We start from the raw sequence: 18,752 nt of genomic DNA on the forward strand, positions 1-18,752 counted from the left end.
TTCAGCCACCGTCGGCCGCCAGCCGGTAGCCCGCGCCGCGGACGGTCTCGACCGCGGCGCGGCCGAACGGCGCGTCGATCTTCCGGCGCAGGGCGCTGACGTGGACCTCGACGACATTGGGGTCGCCCTCGTAGGCAGCGTCCCAGACGCTGTCCAGTATCTCCCGCTTGGATACGACTTCTCCGGCCCGGCGGGCCAGGTGGACGAGGACGTCGAACTCGCGCGAGGTCAGCCGGGCCTCGGTGTCGCCGCGGGTGCAGCGGCGGCGGGCCGGATCGATCACCAGGTCGCCGAACTCCATGATCTGCGGGCTGCGGCGGCCGGTGCGCCGGATCAGGGCGCGCAGCCGGGCGACCAGGACGACGTAGGAGAAGGGCTTGGAGAGGAAGTCGTCGGCGCCGGTGTCGAGGGCCTCCGCCTCGTCGTACTCGCCGTCCTTGGCGGTGAGCATCAGGATGCCCGACTCGCAGCCGGCGGCGCGCAGTCGGGCGCAGACCCGGTAGCCGTTGAGGCCGGGCAGCATGATGTCGAGCACGATGGCGTCGTAGGCGTGCTCACCGGCCAGCCACAGCCCCTGCGGTCCGTCGTGGGCGACGTCCACCGTGAAGCCCTCGGCCCGCAGACCCCGCTGCAGGGCCGCGGCCAGCCGCCGCTCGTCCTCGACCACCAGTACGCGCATGGGGACAAGGTTCTCAGGTCGCGCCGCCGCCTTGCTGAAGAGGTCTTCAGGTCGCTTCAGCGGGGCTTCAGCTCGGCGCGCGCACACTCGTGCGAGCCGGGCGCAGGTCCCGGGAGAAACACGAGGAGCAGCCAGATGACTCAGTCCAGTCCGCAGCCCTCCGAGCCTGCCGTGGGCCCGGACGACGCGAAGGCCGGGGCGAACGCCGACGCGGTGGACCGCGGCGGCCGGCTCGTCCGGCTGGCCCGCGAGGGGCGCACCCGGTGGGTGGCCCTCGGGCTGGTGGCGCTGGTCGGCGGCGGCGCGGTCGCCGTGGCGGCGGCCGAGCACGGCCACGGCCACCGGGAGCACGCCCGGGCCGGTCTCGCCGCCGAGGGCCGGGGCCACCACCGCGGGCAGCTGCCGTTCGACGGCCGGACGGGGCCGAAGCAGTTCAAGGACGGCAAGCCGGGCGCCGGGGTCCCGGGTTGGCCGGACCAGGCCCGGCCGGGCGCGGGATCCCGCGCGGGCGGTGCCCCGAAGGCCCCGCCGGCGCTGCCCGCGCTTCCGGGGGCACAGGCCCTGGAGAAGGCGGCCGCCGCGGTGTCGGGCGGCAAGGTCGAAGCCCTGCGGGTCATCCCCCAGGAGGGCGGCGGCAGCGCCTGGCACGCCGTGGTCCTGGGCCCCGACGGAGTCCGCCACGCCGTCACCCTGTCCGGCGAGGACGGCACGGTCACCGGCAACACGCCGGTCAACGGGAAGGGCCCGCGCAGCCCCCGCTGAATTACGCGTCCCCCTGCGGAAGGCGGCAGTCGCACCTGCCGCCTTCCGCTGCGTCCGGCGGCCCCAGGCGCACGGCGGACGGCGGACGGCGGACGGCGGACGGCGGGGGAATCCTGCGCGGGGCTCGTACCACCGCACGGCCCGGACCGGCCCCGTGAGCGGGAGCATGCTGGACGGGGGCGGGGACCTGCGAGAAGAGGGGACCCGCCCACTGTCCGGCTCCGTGATGGAAACGAAGCGGCGCGCACGGGAACGCCCCGGCCCGGACCGGCCCCGTGAGCGGAAGCAGGCTGGACGGGGGCGGGGACCTGCGAGAAGAGGGGACCCGCCCACTGTCCGGCTCCGTGATGGAAACGAAGCGGCGCGCACGGGAACACCCCAGCCGGACCGGCCCCCTGAGCGGACGCTGGACGGTGTGGGGACCTGCGAGAAGAGGGGCCCGCGGGGAGCGTTGGAAGGGAGCGACCATGCACGGACCGGCACCGGCGTGCGGGCCCCCTCTCCTCGCAGGTTCCTCCCCCCGACCGACCGCACCCCGCTACCGGGGCCGGTCCGGGCAGGCTGCCGGCGCCCCGACCCGCTCGCATGGTCAGCCGGACGAGCCGTCCAGCAAGGCCAGTTCTTCCGCCGTCAGCCGCAGCGCCCCGGCAGCGACATTGGCTTCGAGGTGGTCCGGGTTGCCGGTTCCGGGGATGGCCAGGAGGTGCGGCCCGCGATGCAGCGTCCAGGCGAGCCGTACCTGCGCCGGGCTCACCCCGTGGGCGCGGGCGACGGCCAGCACCGCCTCGCTGTCGCCGCCGGCGGCGCCCTTCTCGCGGCCGGCGCCGGCGATCGCGTAGAACGGCACGAAGGCGATGCCCTGTTCCCCGCACGCACGCAGGACCTCCTCCTGCTCGGGCGGGGCGCCGATCCCGTACGGGTTCTGCACGCACACCACCGGCGCGATGGCCTGCGCCTCGGCGAGGTGGTCCAGCCGGACGTTCGAGATGCCGAGGTGGCGGATGAGCCCCGCCTCGCGCAGCTCGGCGAGGGCGCCGAACCGCTCGGCGAGCGAACCGGTGCCGCTGATCCGCAGGTTCACCACGTCGAGGTGGTCGCGGCCGAGCTGGCGCAGGTTCTCCTCGACCTGGCCGCGCAGCTCCTGCGGCGTTGCCGCGTGGGTGGTCCACTCCCCCGAGGGCAGGCGGGCCGGCCCGACCTTGGTGACGATGACCAGGTCGTCGGGGTAGGGGGCCAGCGCCCGGTTGATCAGCTCGTTCGCCGAACGCAGCGGTGAGAAGTAGAAGGCCGCGGTGTCGATGTGGTTCACGCCGAGCTCGACCGCCCGACGCAGTACGTCGAGCGCGCGTCCCCGGTCGCTCGACTTCGCTTGCGGGTCGAGTGCCGGCCCCTCCTGGGTCAGCCGCATCGCACCGAAGCCGATCCGGTTGACTTCCAGGTCCCCGAGGGTCCAGGTGCCCGCTGCCGCGGCGGTGATGGTCTGTGAGGTCGTGGTCATGACTGCATGATCACCGATGTGGGAGCTCCGGACCAGCGCGTTCCTGCCCCGGGATCTCGACACCGCCGGAAACCGGCCCTGTGGGGTGCGGCTCGGGCAGGGGGCTGTCAGGCTGGGCCCCATGATTTTCATCGCCGTCAGGTTCGACGTCCGCCCCGAGTTCAGCGACAACTGGCTCACGCTCGTCGACGACTTCACCCGCGCCACCCGCAACGAGCCGGGCAACCTCTTCTACGACTGGTCGCGCAGCGTCGACGACCCGAACAAGTACACGCTGCTGGAAGCCTTCACCGATGCCGAGGCGGGCGCCGCCCACGTCGCGTCGGAGCACTTCAAGGCCGGCATGGAGACCCTCGCCGGCGCCATCGCCACCACCCCGGAGATCATCCACGTCGAGGTGCCCGGCCAGGGCTGGAGCGCCATGGCCGAGCTGTCCCCGCGCCCCTGACCCGCCGACACCCCCTCATTTCTCACTGATCCTGCCCGGGGCGGTGGGCCGACGGCGCACCGCCCCGTGCGATTCTCATTCCGCAGCCACCACGGGGCTGATCTCGAAGGCTCCGCACACCCGCAGGTGGTACGGGATCTGCACGGCCTGGAAGCTGGCCGGCGGGTAGACCTTGACGTAGGTCGACGTCTGCCTACAGCTCGGCACGACGCCCCGGCTGTTGGTGCGCAGCGTGGCGGTCACCGTATCGCCCGGCTGGACGGAGACGGTGTCCACCGGTTCGCCGGTGCGCGCCGCAGAGGTGCCGATCTGGCGGTGGCGGACATCCACGACGCTGACGCCCGGGTATCCGCGCAAGGCGCAGCTGCGGGTCGAGGTGTTGGTGAACCGGATCGGGTAGTAGAGCGACCCCGCGGCGCCGTCCGGCTCCCCGACGGCCAGGTTCAGGTCGGCCACACGGCAGGTCGGGCTCTTCGGCAGGGCCGATGCCTGCGTGGCGCCGACCGAGGCGCCGGTGGTTGCGAGGAGGGCTGCGGAAGCGATGGTCGCCGCCCGGGTCAGGACGTTGATCATGGTGCCGACTCCTGTGCCAGCGTGAGGAATTGGCCGCATCCGGCGCGACGGGATCCAAGCGGCGAGAGCGGGGGAGCCGGTTGTCCGGCTCGGCGTGTGCCGTCCACGCAAGAGTCGTTCGTACTCTCGCGGATGCCCGACGGGGCGGTGCACTCCTGCGACGGAAGGGTGCGGGCCCTGATGGCACCATTCTAGCGGCCCGCGCCCCGCGCGACCTTTCGGCGGCGGTCACCCTCCGGTCAGGCCCAGCAGGCGGGCCGCCGCCTCGCGCATCTCGACCTTGCGGATCTTCCCCGTCACCGTCATCGGGAACTCCTCCACCACGCGGACGTACCGCGGGATCTTGAAGTGGGCCAGCCGTCCCTGGCAGTAGGCACGGACCGCTTCCGCGGTCAGCGGCTCGGCGCCCTCCCGCATCCGCACCCACGCCATCAGCTCCTCCCCGTACTTCACGTCGGGCACGCCGATGACCTGGACGTCCAGCACGTCCGGGTGCGCGTGCAGGAACTCCTCGATCTCCCGCGGGTAGATGTTCTCCCCGCCGCGGATCACCATGTCCTTGATGCGGCCGGTGATGCTCACGTAGCCGTCCTCGTCCATGACGGCCAGGTCGCCGGTGTGCATCCAGCGCGCCGCGTCGACCGCCTCGGCGGTGCGCTCCGGCTCGCCCCAGTAGCCGAGCATGACCGAGTAGCCGCGGGTGCACAGCTCCCCCGGCTCACCCCGCGGGACGGTCCGGCCGGACTGCGGATCGACCACCTTGACCTCCAGGTGGGGGCCCACGCGGCCGACGGTGGACACCCGGCGGTCGACCGAGTCGTCGGCCCGGGTCTGTGTGGACACCGGAGAGGTCTCCGTCATCCCGTAGCAGATGGACACCTCGGTCATGCCCATCCGCTCGATGACCTCCTTCATGACCTCGACCGGGCAGGGCGAGCCCGCCATGATGCCGGTGCGCAGGCTGGACAGGTCGTAAGTGTCGAAGGAGGGGTCGGCCAGCTCCGCGATGAACATGGTGGGGACCCCGTACAGCGAGGTGCACCGCTCCGCCTGCACCGCGGCCAGCGTGGCCCGCGGATCGAACGACGGTGCGGGGATCACCATCGCCGCGCCGTGGCTGGTGCAGGCGAGGTTGCCCATCACCATGCCGAAGCAGTGGTAGAAGGGGACCGGGATGCAGACCCGGTCCTGCTCGGTGTAGTGGCACAACTCCCCGACGAAGAAACCGTTGTTGAGGATGTTGTGGTGGGAGAGCGTCGCTCCCTTGGGAAAGCCGGTGGTCCCGGAGGTGTACTGGATGTTCACGGGGTCGTCCGGGCTGAGCCCGGCTGCCGCGCGGACCAGGTCGGCCGGATCGCCCTGCCGGCCCCGCTCCAGCAGCCGGCTCCACTGCGTGCCCTCCAGCAGGACGGTGAACTCCAGGTCCGGGCAGTGCGGCCGGACCTCTTCGATCATGGCGGCGTAGTCGGAGGTCTTGAACCGCTCCGCCGCGACCAGCAGCCGGATCCCGGACTGGCGCAGCACGTACTCCAACTCGTGTGAGCGGTATGCGGGGTTCACGGTGACGAGGATCGCCCCGATCTTGGCGGTGGCGTACTGCACCAGGGTCCACTCGGCGCGGTTGGGGGCCCAGATGCCGACCCGGTCCCCTGTGGCGATACCGAGGTCCAGCAGGCCGAGCGCGAGGGCGTCGACGTCGGCGGCCAGCTCCTCGTACGTCCACCGGCGCCCGGCGGCGACGTCGACGAGGGCGTCACGGCCGGGGAACCTGCGCACGGTGCGGTCCAGGTTCTCGCCGATCGTCTCGCCCAGCAGCGGCACTTCGAAGACCCCGGACGCATAGCTCGACGCGGCAGACACACGTACCTCCTGGACTGGGTGGCGGGGGCGGCCGGGCGGGTCGGCGCCTCCCTCGTGATCCTCCCGGTCGCTACCCATCGGTCGGACCCGTGAAGCCCCTGGTCGCGGACTCAGCGCAGGCAGCCCACGATCCGGACCGGGATCTGCACGCTGCCGGTGAGTCCGGCGGCCGGGTCGGTGGCGGTGAACACGAGCGTGTACGTCCCGTCGGGCAGCAGCGGGACGAGGAACCGGCCGGAGGCACCCGCGCCCAGGGTCACCGGGCCGTGGGGACCGTTGATCCGCCAGCTCGTGTACTGCGGGTCGGTCAGCGCCTGGTCGCCCGGACGGGTGCGGGCCGTGCCGGCGAACGACTCCTCGCAGCCGCGCCGCAGTTGTCCGCCGCCGGTGGGCTGCTGGATGGTCACCACCGGGGACTGCGGCTGCTGCCGGGTCGGCGAGCTGCTCTGCGAAGGGGAGCCGGGCCGGGTTGGTGAAGCTCCCGGGACTCCGGGGGAGTTCGGAGTACGGGGGGTGGACGACGTACTCGGCGGGCCGGTCGGGCTCGGAGTGGGCGAGACGCCGGGGCTCGTGGCGGGAGGCGCCGCGGATCCCGACGCGCCCGGTGCCGGGTCGAGCGCGTGCGGCAGGTCGGGCCGGGCGACGACGGCCGGCGAGGGCGCCTTCGGCGGCTCGGTGGGCTTGGCGTCGATCCTGGCGCAGATCGCACTGGCGATCAGGGGCTGGTCGGCGGGCACGGGTGCGGCCCGCAGCACCTGGTCGTCGGGGCCGCGCCCGTGGGTGTCGAAGTAGCCGTTGCCGGTCAGGGTCTCGCGGTCGCTGTGCTCGATCCAGACCGCGTTGTGGTAGTCGGTGCCGGCTTTCTGCTGGTTCGTTCCGGTGACGTGCCAGGCCTTCACCTTCCGGCCCGAGGGCTCGCCGGCCGCCGGGGCGTCGGCCGGTGCGTACAGCCAGCCGTCGCCCAAGTAGCGCTGAGGCGCCTCGGGGGCGCCCGACTCGTTGGGGGCGGTGAACAGGAAGCCTCCGCCGACCACCAGCTTGCCCTTCGGGCAGGCCACGGTGGCGGTCGCAGTGCCGCCGGCCGCCACTGCCACCTGCGTGGTGGCCACGGACACGTTCTTCAGCCGCACGCAGATCGGCCGGACCCCGACGGCGTAGTTCGCCTGCGGTGGTTGCGGGTCCTCGATCCGGGTCTTGCGTGCGATGTCGGCGGAGCCGTGGAGCGGGAACGGGCGCGGGCTCAGCTGCGTGCCCGGGTTGAGCGTGGCCACCCAGGGCCCCGGCCGCGCGGGCGAGGGCATCGCGGCTTCCGGTGTGAGCCGGTCCAGCGGAACCGGGGCGACCGCGCGGCCCGTCACGGCTCGTCCTGCGCGGAACTCGGTGCCCACGGCGGTGAAATCGCCGGGGCAGCCCGGTGTGGCGCTCGTGCGGTGCACCACGGCCGCGAACGGCCCGTCGGTCGCCAGGTCGTGGATGATGCCGCCGCCTCCCTCGGCCGTCACCTTGTTCGCCCGGTCCTGGAAAGCGTATGCCTGCTCGGACCAGTCGACGCCCGACAGGAACTGCGGTTCGGCGTTGACGCACAGCGCGTACGAGGTGAGCGTGGCAGGACTGTCACCGGGGTTGTACGCACTCGCCAGCCAGGCGCTGCCGATGAACATGCTGTGGGTGGCGAACCCGCTGCCGGTGACCGCGTATCCGCCGCTGAGCGCGGTTTCGTGGGGCATGCAGGAGGCGACCGCGCTCTGTTCGCCGCCGGCCGCGACCGTGGCGGACACGCTGCGCTGGACGACCGTCACCTCGGGGCCGTGGCCGGCCCACCACACGCCGGCCCCGGCCACGGCCGTCACCGCCAATGTTCCGGCCGCCACTGCGGCGCCCGTCTTCGTACCGATCGCACTGCCCAGTCTCGCAAGGAATCCAGAGCTCATCGCCGTCCCCCTCCGGCCCGCGGCTGCGTGGCGCCCAGCAATGTAGCGCCGTCGGTGATACGCGTCACAGGGCCGCGCAGTATCGGTTCTGCTACAGCGCACGGGCGCCTGGTGGCACTGGCCCCACCAGCGATCGGGGTGCCAGGGATATCGAACGCGCACGGCCGCCGGACGACGATCGGAGCACCGACCGACCCGACCGGGGGAGTACATCCACATGCTCAAGAACGCGTCCCGATGGCTGGCGGCAGCCGCCTGCACCCTGCTCACCGCAGCGGCCCTGCCCACCGCCACGGCGAGCGCCACGACGGCCGCGCAGGCCCCGCCGGTCCCCGACCGGTACGTGCACCAGCGGCTCGACTGGCAGCCCTGCGCGACCGGGCCGCTGGAGTGCGCCACCATGTCCGTGCCGCGCGACTGGTACCACCCGGACGCAGGACCGGGCCTGGGCATTGCGGTCTCGCGGCTGCGCGCCGCGGATCCGGCGAAGCGCAGGGGCGTGCTCATGATGGCGGCGGGCGGCCCCGGCGCGTCGGGGCTCGCCCGGCCGGCCCGCCTCGCCTCCTACAGCCCCAAGCTGGCCGCCGCGTACGACATCGTCGGCTTCGACCAGCGGGGGGTGGGCGCGAGCACGAGGGTGGTCTGCTCGGACCAGGACAAGGTCGACGTCCTCTTCGGCGGCGGCGATCTGCGCGACCGCTCGCAGGCCGCGGTCCGGCAGACCTTCGAGCGGGCGCGTGACTTCGTACGGGACTGCCGGACCCACTCGGGCGGGCTGCTGCCGTACATCACGACCGATCAGGCCGTGCACGACATGGACCTCTACCGGCAGCTGCTCGGAACGGAGAAGATCTCCTACTTCGGACCGTCCTACGCCACCCTCCTCGGGGCGTACTACGCCTCCGGGTTCCCGCGCCGGGTGGAACGGGTCGTCCTCGACAGCAACATCGACGTCACCGGATCCTGGCAGTCGTTCCTGACGGGCCAGCCGATGAGTTTCCAGCGCCGCTTCGAGAAGGACTTCCTGCCGTGGCTGGCGGACAACGACGCCACCTACCACCAGGGCCGCACGCCCGCCGAAACCGGGGCCGCGTACGAGCGGCTGCGAGCCGCCCTGCGCGAGCACCCCGTGGACCTGGAGGGGACGGTGATCACCCCCAACCACCTGGACGCGGCCGCGACGGACGCGATCTACGACACGGACCGGTTCGCGGACCTCGCCTCCCTCCTGGGCCTCCTCCAGCACCCGGACCAGGCACCGGAGCAGACGCGCCAGGCCGTCGCCGCACAGCTGCGGCACCTCATGGACGCCGGCTTCGTCGCCGACTACTTCGCCGTGACCTGTGGCGACACCGCATGGAACCGCGACCGCCGGTACTGGGTGGAGCGCAGCGCCGAGGCGACCCGCACCCATCCGCTGGCCGGGGCACGGGAGTTGACGTTCGCGGCCGTCTGCGCGAACTGGCCGGGCACCGGAGCCCCGCGGTTCAAGGTCACCGGGCAGGGCCTGCCGCCCGTGCTGATGCTCAACTCGAAGACGGACCCGGCGACGTACTACGAGGCAGCGGTGCGTGCGCACCGCGGACTGGCCGGGTCACGCCTGATCACCGTGGAGGGCGGCGACCACGGCCAGTTCCAGAACCACAACGCCTGCGTCGACGCCCTGGTCGAGGTCTACCTGCTGGACGGCACCCTCCCGGAGCGCGACACCACCTGCCCGGCCGCGGCCCCGTCGGCCCCCTGAGCGGCCGGCGGGTCCACGCGCGGCGGCGCCGTCACTCCTCGATGGCGCCGCCGATCCGGCGCAGGTGGCGGCGGAAGGTGTAGGCCGGGTCGGCTTCGCGCAGGACGAGGTAGTCCTCGAAGGCCGTCTGGCTGCGCAGGGTTTCGCCCGCGCGGATCCGGCGGGCCTGCTCGCGCTCCGTCTCCCGGATCCGGTACGCCGCGGCCAGCACGTCCTCGACGTGCTCGGCCGCGACGAACAGCACGCCGTCCGCGTCGCCGAAGACGAAGTCCCGACCGCTCACCAGATGCGGCCCGAAACGGGCGGTCACCAGTGCCTCGGGCTCGCGGTCGTCCACCCGGACCGGGCCGGCCGGGTGGCTGCCGTAGCTGAAGACCGGCAGGCCGATCTCCGCGAGCTCCGGGGTGTCGCGGTGCAGCCCCCACACCGCCAGGCCCGCCACTCCGGACGCCGCGGCCTCCAGTACGGCCAGGTCGCCCACGCAGGCCTCGTCCGAACGGCCGCCGTTGTCGATGACCAGGACGTCGCCTTCCTCGGCGCCGCCGTACGCCTCCAGGAACACGTCGACGCTGCCGTAGTGGCGTACCGGCAGGGCGCGGCCGGCGATCCGGTGGCCCTGCACGACGGCACCGATGCCGGGCGGCGCCACGCGCAGCGGCACCCCGGTGCGCACGCAGGCATCGGCCATGAGCGGCGTGGACAGGTCGGCGAAGGCCTTCTGCATGCCCTCTCCCCCCTTTCTCGTGAGTGAACGGCTCTCGTGGGCGAACGGCTTCGATCAGCCCCGCCCCCATGGTGCCCTGCCGTCTCACGGGATGTCGGTGTCCGAGGGCTCCGCCTCGTACATGTGCGGCTCCTCGCCCTGCCAGGTGATGAGCTCGGTGTCGCCGAGGACCACCTCGTCGGGGTCGGGTACGCCGGCCCGCCTCAGGAACTCGATCACGTCGGCGTCGTTGCGCGCCAGGCCGAGGACGGTGTCCCGCCCGTCGGTGCGCAGGGAGACCCGGCGGCCGCCGGCCGGGGCGATGTGGTGGACGACGATCGGCGCATGGTGCATGGGCCCAGCCTCCGCCGGGACGGCTGCGGCCGCATCCCGAAGACCTGCGCAGACGTCCGTGGAGCCGTCGGGCAGGGCCCCGATCGCCCGAGTGTGCGGCCTTCCCGGCCGGCCGGGCGGCGTGAGGACGAGAACCGGCCGAGCCGACGGCGTCCGGCCAAAACATTGGCATGGTCCTGACATTTCAAGGTCCCTGTGTCACCTTCCAGGCGTCTCCCCCGGCCGGCCCGCGGACACCGCCTCCCGCCGACCGGGCGCACGCCGGCGCGGGCCTCCCCGGGCCCCGCTTCACACCCCCACGAGGACGTGGCGAAGGAGCGACAGGATGAAGATCTCGACATGGCCGGGCACGGCCGCACTGGCCGCCGCCCTGGTGATCAGCGGCGCGACATCGGCCCTGGCCCTGGGCCCGACGGCCGACCAGCGTCTGGACGGCGTCATCGTCGTCGCCGGCAACACCTGCACCTGGACCGGAGCCCGCACCAGCGCGAACCCCCCGAGCGCGCTGACCGTGGACCGCACCACCATCAACCCGCCCGGCGGCAACCTGAGCTGCAACGGCGGCATCACCGCCACCCTCAACAACAACCCCGCGTTCACGTTCGACGACACCGCAGGCACGGCGAAGACGGACGCCATCGACATCACGGGGAAGCAGAGCTTCATCTCGTGCCGCTACAAGGCCACGAACATCACCTGGAACCGCGACGCCTCCACCCGCAAGTACGTCAACCAGGCATTCACCGCCACCAAGACCTCGGGCAGCTTCCTCTGTCCCTCCTCCGTCACCACGGCGGCCGGCGACGCCTCGATGCTCTTCCACTGAGCCGGGTCGCCCCGCGGCTGACGCCTCCATGCGGCCGCGGGGCAGCGGCGGCCCGTCCCGCCCTTTCCGCAAACGCCCGGACCTGCCGGCCGGGTCGGCAGACCTGCGGCGCCAGAGAGGTCGGCAGCACCACGCAAATCCCTCGCACGCGAAATCCATCCAGGTCTTCAAGGCCGGCCAGAGCACTCCGGTCGCCACGCAGACGCTCCCGGCCAACAACGGCAAGGTCACCACCTGGACCGTCCCGGACGACAAGCTTCCCGGGGGCGACTACACCTGGCAGGTTCGGGCCAAGGACCAGGACAACGCCACGTCCGCCTGGTCCCAGGCGTGCAAGTTCTCCGTCGACCGGAACCGGCCGAGCAAGCCCCCGGTGGTCGGCTCCGTGCAGTTCCCGGACGGCCGGGGCGGCTGGCCCGCCACCACGGGCAAGGCCCGCACGCCCGGCACGTTCACCTTCAACGCCAACGGCGTCACCGACGCCAAGGAGATCATCTACTCCACGGACTTCGAGCCGTGGAGCCGGCCCGTTCCCGCGAGCGGCAGCGTGACCATCACCCCGTCCGGCTCGGGTCCGCACTACGTCTACGCGTACACCGTGGACGCGGCCGGAAACCGTTCCGACACCACCGCCTACTTGTACTACGCCGCCCGGTCGCAGACGGTGGACGGTCCCAAGGACCTCAACGGTGACGGCAACCGAGACATCTGGACCGTCGACTCCCGGGGCGCGCTCCTCACGTACGCAGGCCAGGGGAACGGCAAGTTCTCCCCGGCGGCCGACGGGGGCATGACCCTGGCGGGGGCGCAGATCGACGCCTTCGGCGACTGGGACGGCGACGGCTACAACGACCTCGTCGCGCTGCAGCAGCCCAGCGGCACGCCCCGCAAGAAGCTGTGGGCGTACTCCAACAACGGCCAGGGAACCGCGGTCAGCAACCCCGTCGAGCTGACGGTCGCCTGCCCGGTCAAGGACGCGGCCGTCGGCTGTGACTACGGCAACGACTGGAACGGCGACGACCACTGGTACAACGCCGAGCAGATCATCGCCCCGGGCGACCTCAACGGCGACGCCGTCCCGGACCTCCTCGTGAAGCAGGGCAAGCAGCTCTGGGCGTACTACACGAGCGTCTTCGGCACGCTCGACAGCAACGGGGAGCCCGTACTCGTCGGCAACGGCGACTGGGACAAGTTCACCGTCGCGGCCCCCGGCGACCTCAACGGCGACGGCGTCCACGACCTCTGGCTGCGCGACAACGCCACCGGTGACCTGCTGCGCACCTACGGCGACAAGGGCGCCGACGGCAACGTGGACCCCACGACGTGGGGCAACGCCGCCGGACGCGTCAAGATCGCCTCCGGACTGGAGCAGGCGGCCTTCCCCACCATCGGCACCTCGGGCGACGTCACCGGCGACCGGCTCGCCGACCTGTGGGCGGTCAGCAGCAACGGGCAGCTCGCCACCTTCGCGGGGACCGGCACCACGCAGCCCCTGAACGTCACCGGCATCAGCCAGACGCCCGCGTTCCTCGGCAACCTCTCCGCCCCCACCGCGCACTGGAAGCTCACCGGTCAGACCGGTGGCACCGTCCCGAGCGCGGTCGGCGACTACCCGGCGACCCCGAGCGGGATGACCTGGCCCACCGCGACCACGGCGGACGCAACACCGCGTACGCGGCGTTCAGCGGCGGTCAGGCGACCGTCACCACCGGCAAGCCGATGATCGACACCCGCAAGAGCTTCACCATCAGCACGTGGGCGAAGGTCTCCGGCACCGGTGCGCTGGTCCTCAGCCAGGACAACACCCGCAACAGCGCCTTCACGCTCTACGCCGATCCGTCCACCAAGAACTGGCGCTTCGCCATGGCCAGGGGTGACGTCGACGGCTGGCAGTACGACTGGTCGGAGGCGGGCGCCAACGAAGCGGCCCGGTTCGTCCCGGACGCGTGGACCCAGCTGACCGCGGTCTACAACGCCGACACGACCCTCATGAGCCTCTACGTCAACGGCACCCTCGCCTCGACGGGGCACCACTCGGCCTCCCTCAGCCCGGCCCCCAGTGGCGCGCTCGTGCTCGGCCGGTACAAGGTCGACGGAGGACCTGACTACTTCGGGGGCTTCACCGGCGACGTCAGCAACCTCGCCGTCTACCCGTACGTCGCTCCGCTCACCGCGCCCGGCGCCGTCAGCCCCATGTCCCTGTCGGCCAAGCCGAGCCACTGCCTGGACAACGACAACGGCCGCACCACGGACGGGAACAGGATCCAGGCCTGGGACTGCAACACCGTCAACGGCGGTGAAGCCCAGAAGTTCGAGATCCGCGCCGGTAGCACGCCGCGCCGGCCGACGGCCGGCCGCATGAGAAGGGCCGTCCCGGCCGCACCGCCGGGGACGGCCCTTTTCGGATTGGACAAGTGGTCGATCCAGCCACCACGATGTCGGCGCAACATCGCGGCAGCTCAGGGGGGCAAAACCGCTCACATGGCGATATTCCCTCCGGCGATCCGCCTCGTCCCCGTTTCCGACCCCGGAGAGATTCCGCCATGAGCTTCGGCGATCCCAACAACCCGTACGGCCAGCAGCCCCAGCAGCCCCCGCAGGGCCAGCCCGGCTACCCGCCGCAGGCGCCGCAGGGCGTGCCCCCGCAGTACGGATACCCGCAGCAGGCTCCCCAGGGGGTGCCGCAGCAGTACGGCTACCCGCAGCAGACCCCGCCGCCCTACGGCGCGTACCCGCCGCCCGGGACGCCCGGCATGCCGGGTGCCGGTATGCCGCCGCTCGCCAACTGGGGCCAGCGCGTCGGCGCGTACCTGCTCGACGCCCTGATCATCGCGGGCCCGATGTACGCGCTCGGGTTCATCGACCTCGCCAGCAGCAGTGACCCCGCCAAGGCCGATCCGGGCATCTTCTTCACCATCGGCGTGCTGTACGCCATCGGCATGGGCCTCTTCCAGCTCTACAAGGAGGGCACCACCGGTCAGACCATCGGCAAGAAGGTGCTCGGCATCAGCCTGCGCCGCGAGGCCGACGGCAGCATGCTCGGCTTCGGCATGGCGTTCGTCCGCAAGCTCGCCCACATCCTGGACGGCCTGCCCTGCTACGTCGGCTGGCTGTGGCCGCTGTGGGACGAGAAGAAGCAGACCTTCGCCGACAAGGTGTGCAGCACCGTCGTCATCCAGGTCCCCAAGGGCTGAGTCCGCACCGGCCGGACCAGGAGGAGGAGCCGTCCCGCCGCCACGGGCGGTGACCCGGCGGCGGCCCGGCGGCTACGCGGCTGCCGTCAGGGCCGCGCGCAGCCGCCGGGCCTGGGTGGCCAGTTGCGAGGAGCCGGCCCGCGAGGCGGTCCCGGCCAGCCCTGCCGGGGCCGGCCCGTCCGCACCGGAGCGCTCCACGCAGTCCGCGGCCACGGCCAGCAGCTCCCCCGTGCCCCGCGGGGCGCCGCCCGCGAGCAGGGCCGGCAGTGCCTCGGCGAGCACCGCCCAGGTCGTGGCGTACGCCCCCGTGGCAGCGGCCGTACGCATCGCCTCGGCGAGCCGGGTGGCCTTGACCGCACCCAGGTCGAGGAGTTCGGCCAGGTCCCGTCCCAGCCGCGGGGCGTCGAGGTCGCCCGTCGCCGCCAGCACCAGCAGTGCGTCCACCGCCGCGTGCCGGTCGGCGGCATCGAGCGCCCCGAGCCCGGTGGCCACCGCCAGGTGCAGCGCCGGACCCGCCGGGCCGCCCAGCAGGGCCAGCCCCGGCAGCAGCGCACCGGCACCGCGCTCGGAGGCCACCGCGCCCGCGGTCAGCGCGGGCAGCAGCCATGCCGCCTGCGTCTCGCGGTCCTCGGGCAGGACGCCCCGCTGGGGGAACGCCTGCGCCTCGCCGGGCGGGCAGCAGGGTCCGTCCTGGTGGTGCACCCCGCCCAGCGGATGGAACTCGGCAGGGAACTCGCGCTCCACCACGGGCCGTTCGCCGCCCTCCAGCACGAGCAGCCGCGTGCCCTCCGCGACCCGGTCCCGGCCGCTCCAGTGGTGGTGGGCCCGCGGGCCCGGTCCCTGCACCCGCCGCACCAGCGCGGCCGGATCACCGGCCGTGGTGAGCCAGGCCGCGAGCCGCTCCCCCTCGGCGGTGCCGAGCGCGGCGGCCCGGGGCGCCGCCCCGGGATCGCGCCGTACCCGCAGCAGCGCCTGGGCGAAGTCGGCCGGGGCCGGGTCCACTCGCAGGTCCCGGTACGCGGCGAGGCGTACGAGGAGGTCGTCGGACTCCAGGGAGCCCGTCTCCCAGGTGGGTGTGGCCAGCAGGAACGGCACGGGGGCCGTGAGCACCCGGTGCGCGGCTTCGACCAGCCGGGCGGTGGTCACGGCGGCCGCGGCGGCGTGGACGCAGTCCTGGGGCATCTCGCCGCCGTGGGGGCGGCGCTGCGGCAGCAGGTCCTCCGCACGCACCTGGCCGAGCACGGCCGCCGCCACCAGGTCCACTCCGGACAGCAGCCGGTCCGCGCGCACGCGCCGGTCCGGCGCGTACCACCGGCGGCCGGCCAGCGCCGGGCGCAGGGCCGCCACCAGGGCGGCCCGGTCCTGGTGCGCATGCCGGACGAGGCCGTCGAGGGCCGACTCCCAGTCGGCCACCGCCGGGTCGGGGGACTCGCCCACGGCGGCGACCAGCTCGGCGGTCTCGGCGAGCGGCCGCGGCGCGGTGCCGATGCGGCGTCGTACGGGAACCGGGGGCAGGGTCTCCACGTACGCGGACCGCCGGCCGGAGTCGCCCGCCCCGTCCGCTTCCGCACCGGCGGCAGCCTGCGGGCAGGCGGCGGAGCCGAGCAGCTCCGCAGCCGTACGCCGGTATGCCGGGCTCAACGCCTCGGCGGCAAGGACGAGTTCGCTGCGCAGGGCGTCGTCGTCCGGGCAGAGGTACGTCGCGACGAGCTTGAGCGCGCGCTCCTGCAGGGCGGTGTCCTCGTGCCCGAAGACACCGGCGACGGCGGGCAGCAGTGCGTGCCGGGTCGCCCGGTCGCTGCGCAAGGTCTTGGTGAGCAGCGCGAGTTGGGCCCGTACCAGCTTCTTCTCCGGGCGCCAGAGCACCGCTTCGGACATCTGCCTGAGCCGCTGCACGGGCAGGTCTCCCGCCTCCGCGAGCCGGGCGAGCACCTCTTGGGCGTGTCCGGCGAGCGGCGAGGGCGCGTCGGCCGCCATGGCGATCCAGTCGGGGATCCGCTCCCGCTCCTCGGCGGGAGTGAGGGCGAGCCGCTGGAGCATGACGAGGAAGAACTTCAGCTGGTTCTGCTTTCCGCCGCGCAGCAGCCGTGCCACGGATCCGTCGACCAGGACCCGGCGCTCGACGATACCCTCCTCGGCAAGCCCGGCCAGCTCGGAGGGCCAGTGGTTCGGGGCCTGCGGGTCACTGCACCAGTGCAGCGCCTCGGGGGGTTCCTCCGTCTCGAACAGCAGCGGTACGAGGTCCCGGGCGTGTGGATCCCGGCGCAGCGCGACCGACAGCGGATGGTGCGTGGTGCGGGCCCGGTCCACCGTGAAGATCGAGTCGATCCAGCCGTGTACGAACGCGTCGGTGGTGGGCACCGGGCAGCCGGCGAGCTGCACCAGTTCCCTGATCAGCGGGTAGTCGGCCTCGGCGGTGGCGGCGCGGTCCGCGAGGCGGTGGGCGAGTTCGCCGAGCCAGTGGGGATCGCGGGCGGCCAGCACGTCGAGCAGCAGGCCCACGGGCAGCGGCTTCCCGTCGCGCAGCTCGTCCGCCCCGATCCAGGAGGCCGTGCCGGCCGTGTCGCAGTGGCAGCCGGCGCCCGCGACGAGGAGGCCGGCGCGTATCCGGTCGCGTTCCTGCCACCGGTCCCAGTCCCACGCACGGACTTCTCGGCGCAGGGCGGTGAGTTCGGCCAGCAGGGCCCTGCGCTCGGGCGGTGTCAGTGGTTTGACCAGACCGGGGAGGAGGTCGGTGCGGCCTTCGCGGACCGTGTCGAGGATCGTGTTCATCGGGCCCCTCCGGTGATGGGTAAGGCGGTGGTGAGTGCGGCACCCTTCGCCGTGCGGACGGCCGGTGCCCTGGGAGCACGGCCGCGCCGGACACCGTAGTCGGGTCGGCACCGGCAGGTGCGGCTGTGCGGTCGGGCGACGGCCTCGGACGAAACGCTAGAGCGGTGATCGGACAACGCCGTTGCCTGCGGGGCCGCCTCAGCGGGGCTTCTGGCCAAGACTCGACCCCGTGGACGGACCGCCCCACAGTTCGTCATGTCGGCGTCGTCGGACCGGCGCCGGGGCTGCTGCCTGCACGGACGGCGCATCCGCCGGGGAGGTCGGGGAGCCGGGCCGCGGCGCCGCAGCCCGCGTACCGCTGTCGGCACTCCGGCCGGTTCGCGTCGTCCGCTCGCGCAGGCGACGGGCCGTCACATCGGAGGCCCGTCCCGCTTGGCGGGGGCAAGGCGCTCGACCACGTCCGCGAGCTCCTCGCACACCTGCTGGATCTTCACGCAAAAGTTGTTCTGCTCGGTGGCGAGCGCGGACAGCAGCAGCGCCGTCAGGGCCGCCGACCCGTTGAGGGCTTGGAGGTTCACCATCACCTCGAAGAGGGTGTGGTGGGCGAAGGGACCGGCGTGGTCCGTCGCCGCCGAGATCGCGAGGACCGACACGATCAGGGCGCACGGCGCGCTGCCCACGAGCTGGAAGCGCACGGCCGCCCAAATGAGCAGCGGGAACACCAGGAAGAGGAGGGAGAGGGAGCTCCGGGTGGCCACGAGGGTGACGAGGCCGGCGGCGAGCAGCAGGGCCACCGCCTCGGCGGTGCGGTACGGGTCGGCGCGGAACGGGTCGGCGCGGAGCGGGATCCGGTGCAGGACGAGCAGCACCGGCGTGACCACCAGCACGCCCATCGCGTCACCGGCCCACCAGGCCGACCACACCGGCCAGAACCCGTCGGGCGGCAGGTCGCCGGTGGCCACCAGCATCCCGGTGCCGATGCTCGCGCTGATCAGCATGGGCAGCAGTCCGCCGAGGAAGACCAGGGCCAGCCCGTCGCGCAGCCGGTCCAGTTCGGTCCGGAAGCCGATCCGGCGGAGCATCAGGTACGCGCACACCGGGGCGAGGGTGTTGCCTGCGACGATGCCGATGTCGACGGGCTGGAAGGTGCTGATCTGCTGGATGGAGAGGTACGTCCCGAGCGCGATCCCGGGCCATACCCGCAGTCCCAGCCACAGCAGGCAGGCGAGGGCGATGCCCGAGGGCAGCCACAGGGGGGTGACCACCGCGCCCTCGACGACCACGCGGAGCAGGAGGCCGACCCGTCCCGTGGCGTAGTAGGCGACGGCGACGGCGAGGATCCACAGGAGGTCCCCGGACAGCCGTCGCCATTCCACGGTGCGCACCACAGCATCAGACAACAGCCGCC

General features: G+C 73.0%; 16 protein-coding genes. 7 read left to right on the forward strand and 9 right to left on the reverse strand.

Features of this window, described 5'->3' with window-relative positions; genetic code table 11:
• Position 1 precedes the first annotated feature (1 nt).
• Positions 2–679, reverse strand: a complete 678-nt coding sequence (locus tag AC0666_RS20060) for a response regulator transcription factor (protein WP_478708049.1) — start codon at positions 677–679, stop codon at positions 2–4.
• A 135-nt stretch (positions 680–814) separates the two neighbouring features.
• On the opposite strand from AC0666_RS20060, the gene AC0666_RS20065 reads away from it, so the two are divergent.
• Positions 815–1,441: a hypothetical protein gene (locus tag AC0666_RS20065; RefSeq protein ID WP_468964781.1), complete on the forward strand. Its 627-nt coding sequence runs from the start codon at positions 815–817 to the stop codon at positions 1,439–1,441.
• A gap of 589 nt (positions 1,442–2,030) precedes the next feature.
• Here AC0666_RS20065 and AC0666_RS20070 read toward each other — a convergent pair.
• A complete protein-coding gene (locus tag AC0666_RS20070; protein ID WP_478708050.1) occupies positions 2,031–2,939 on the reverse strand; it encodes an aldo/keto reductase in 909 nt (302 codons plus the stop codon).
• A gap of 121 nt (positions 2,940–3,060) precedes the next feature.
• On the opposite strand from AC0666_RS20070, the gene AC0666_RS20075 reads away from it, so the two are divergent.
• Positions 3,061–3,387, forward strand: coding sequence for a putative quinol monooxygenase (locus AC0666_RS20075; RefSeq protein WP_468964777.1), 327 nt, complete (start codon positions 3,061–3,063; stop codon positions 3,385–3,387).
• Between the two features lie 75 nt (positions 3,388–3,462).
• Here AC0666_RS20075 and AC0666_RS20080 read toward each other — a convergent pair whose 3' ends face one another.
• The 3 genes from AC0666_RS20080 to AC0666_RS20090 form a co-directional block, all read right to left on the reverse strand.
• On the reverse strand, positions 3,463–3,960 hold the full coding sequence (locus AC0666_RS20080; RefSeq protein ID WP_468964776.1) for a DUF4232 domain-containing protein: 498 nt from the start codon (positions 3,958–3,960) through the stop codon (positions 3,463–3,465).
• A 228-nt stretch (positions 3,961–4,188) separates the two neighbouring features.
• The gene (locus AC0666_RS20085; protein WP_468964774.1) at positions 4,189–5,898 is read right to left on the reverse strand and encodes an AMP-binding protein; all 1,710 of its coding nucleotides are present in this window, start codon (positions 5,896–5,898) and stop codon (positions 4,189–4,191) included.
• 32 nt (positions 5,899–5,930) lie between these two features.
• Positions 5,931–7,751, reverse strand: a complete 1,821-nt coding sequence (locus tag AC0666_RS20090) for a hypothetical protein (protein ID WP_468964772.1) — start codon at positions 7,749–7,751, stop codon at positions 5,931–5,933.
• A 217-nt stretch (positions 7,752–7,968) separates the two neighbouring features.
• Between AC0666_RS20090 and AC0666_RS20095 the strand changes: the two genes are divergently transcribed.
• Positions 7,969–9,495: an alpha/beta hydrolase gene (locus tag AC0666_RS20095; protein ID WP_468964770.1), complete on the forward strand. Its 1,527-nt coding sequence runs from the start codon at positions 7,969–7,971 to the stop codon at positions 9,493–9,495.
• A gap of 31 nt (positions 9,496–9,526) precedes the next feature.
• Here the strand turns inward: AC0666_RS20095 and AC0666_RS20100 are convergent, their stop codons facing one another.
• Complete coding sequence (locus tag AC0666_RS20100) at positions 9,527–10,219, reverse strand: RraA family protein (protein ID WP_468964768.1); 693 nt, start codon at positions 10,217–10,219, stop codon at positions 9,527–9,529.
• Between the two features lie 84 nt (positions 10,220–10,303).
• Complete coding sequence (locus tag AC0666_RS20105) at positions 10,304–10,552, reverse strand: hypothetical protein (protein WP_468579923.1); 249 nt, start codon at positions 10,550–10,552, stop codon at positions 10,304–10,306.
• A 325-nt stretch (positions 10,553–10,877) separates the two neighbouring features.
• Here AC0666_RS20105 and AC0666_RS20110 point away from each other — a divergent pair, with 325 nt between their 5' ends.
• From AC0666_RS20110 to AC0666_RS20125, 4 genes are read left to right on the forward strand one after another with little or no spacing between them, the layout of a single operon-like run.
• Positions 10,878–11,378 carry a hypothetical protein gene (locus tag AC0666_RS20110; protein WP_468964766.1) on the forward strand — a complete coding sequence of 167 codons (501 nt, stop codon included), beginning with the start codon at positions 10,878–10,880 and terminating at the stop codon, positions 11,376–11,378.
• 28 nt (positions 11,379–11,406) lie between these two features.
• On the forward strand, positions 11,407–13,101 hold the full coding sequence (locus AC0666_RS20115; protein WP_478708051.1) for an FG-GAP repeat domain-containing protein: 1,695 nt from the start codon (positions 11,407–11,409) through the stop codon (positions 13,099–13,101).
• Positions 13,098–13,925 carry a LamG-like jellyroll fold domain-containing protein gene (locus tag AC0666_RS20120; protein ID WP_478708052.1) on the forward strand — a complete coding sequence of 276 codons (828 nt, stop codon included), beginning with the start codon at positions 13,098–13,100 and terminating at the stop codon, positions 13,923–13,925. The genes AC0666_RS20115 and AC0666_RS20120 overlap by 4 nt, the downstream gene beginning before the upstream one ends.
• The gene (locus tag AC0666_RS20125) at positions 13,922–14,572 is read left to right on the forward strand and encodes an RDD family protein (RefSeq protein ID WP_468579919.1); all 651 of its coding nucleotides are present in this window, start codon (positions 13,922–13,924) and stop codon (positions 14,570–14,572) included. Before AC0666_RS20120 ends, AC0666_RS20125 begins: the two co-directional genes overlap by 4 nt.
• A gap of 72 nt (positions 14,573–14,644) precedes the next feature.
• Here the strand turns inward: AC0666_RS20125 and AC0666_RS20130 are convergent, their stop codons facing one another.
• Both AC0666_RS20130 and AC0666_RS20135 read right to left on the reverse strand, forming a co-directional pair.
• Positions 14,645–17,344: a DUF6493 family protein gene (locus AC0666_RS20130; RefSeq protein ID WP_478708053.1), complete on the reverse strand. Its 2,700-nt coding sequence runs from the start codon at positions 17,342–17,344 to the stop codon at positions 14,645–14,647.
• Positions 17,345–17,754: 410 nt separating this feature from the next.
• The gene (locus AC0666_RS20135) at positions 17,755–18,732 is read right to left on the reverse strand and encodes an MASE1 domain-containing protein (protein ID WP_478708099.1); all 978 of its coding nucleotides are present in this window, start codon (positions 18,730–18,732) and stop codon (positions 17,755–17,757) included.
• Between the last annotated feature and the right edge of the window lie 20 nt (positions 18,733–18,752).

Source organism: Streptomyces sp. NPDC043680 (genome assembly GCF_056436685.1).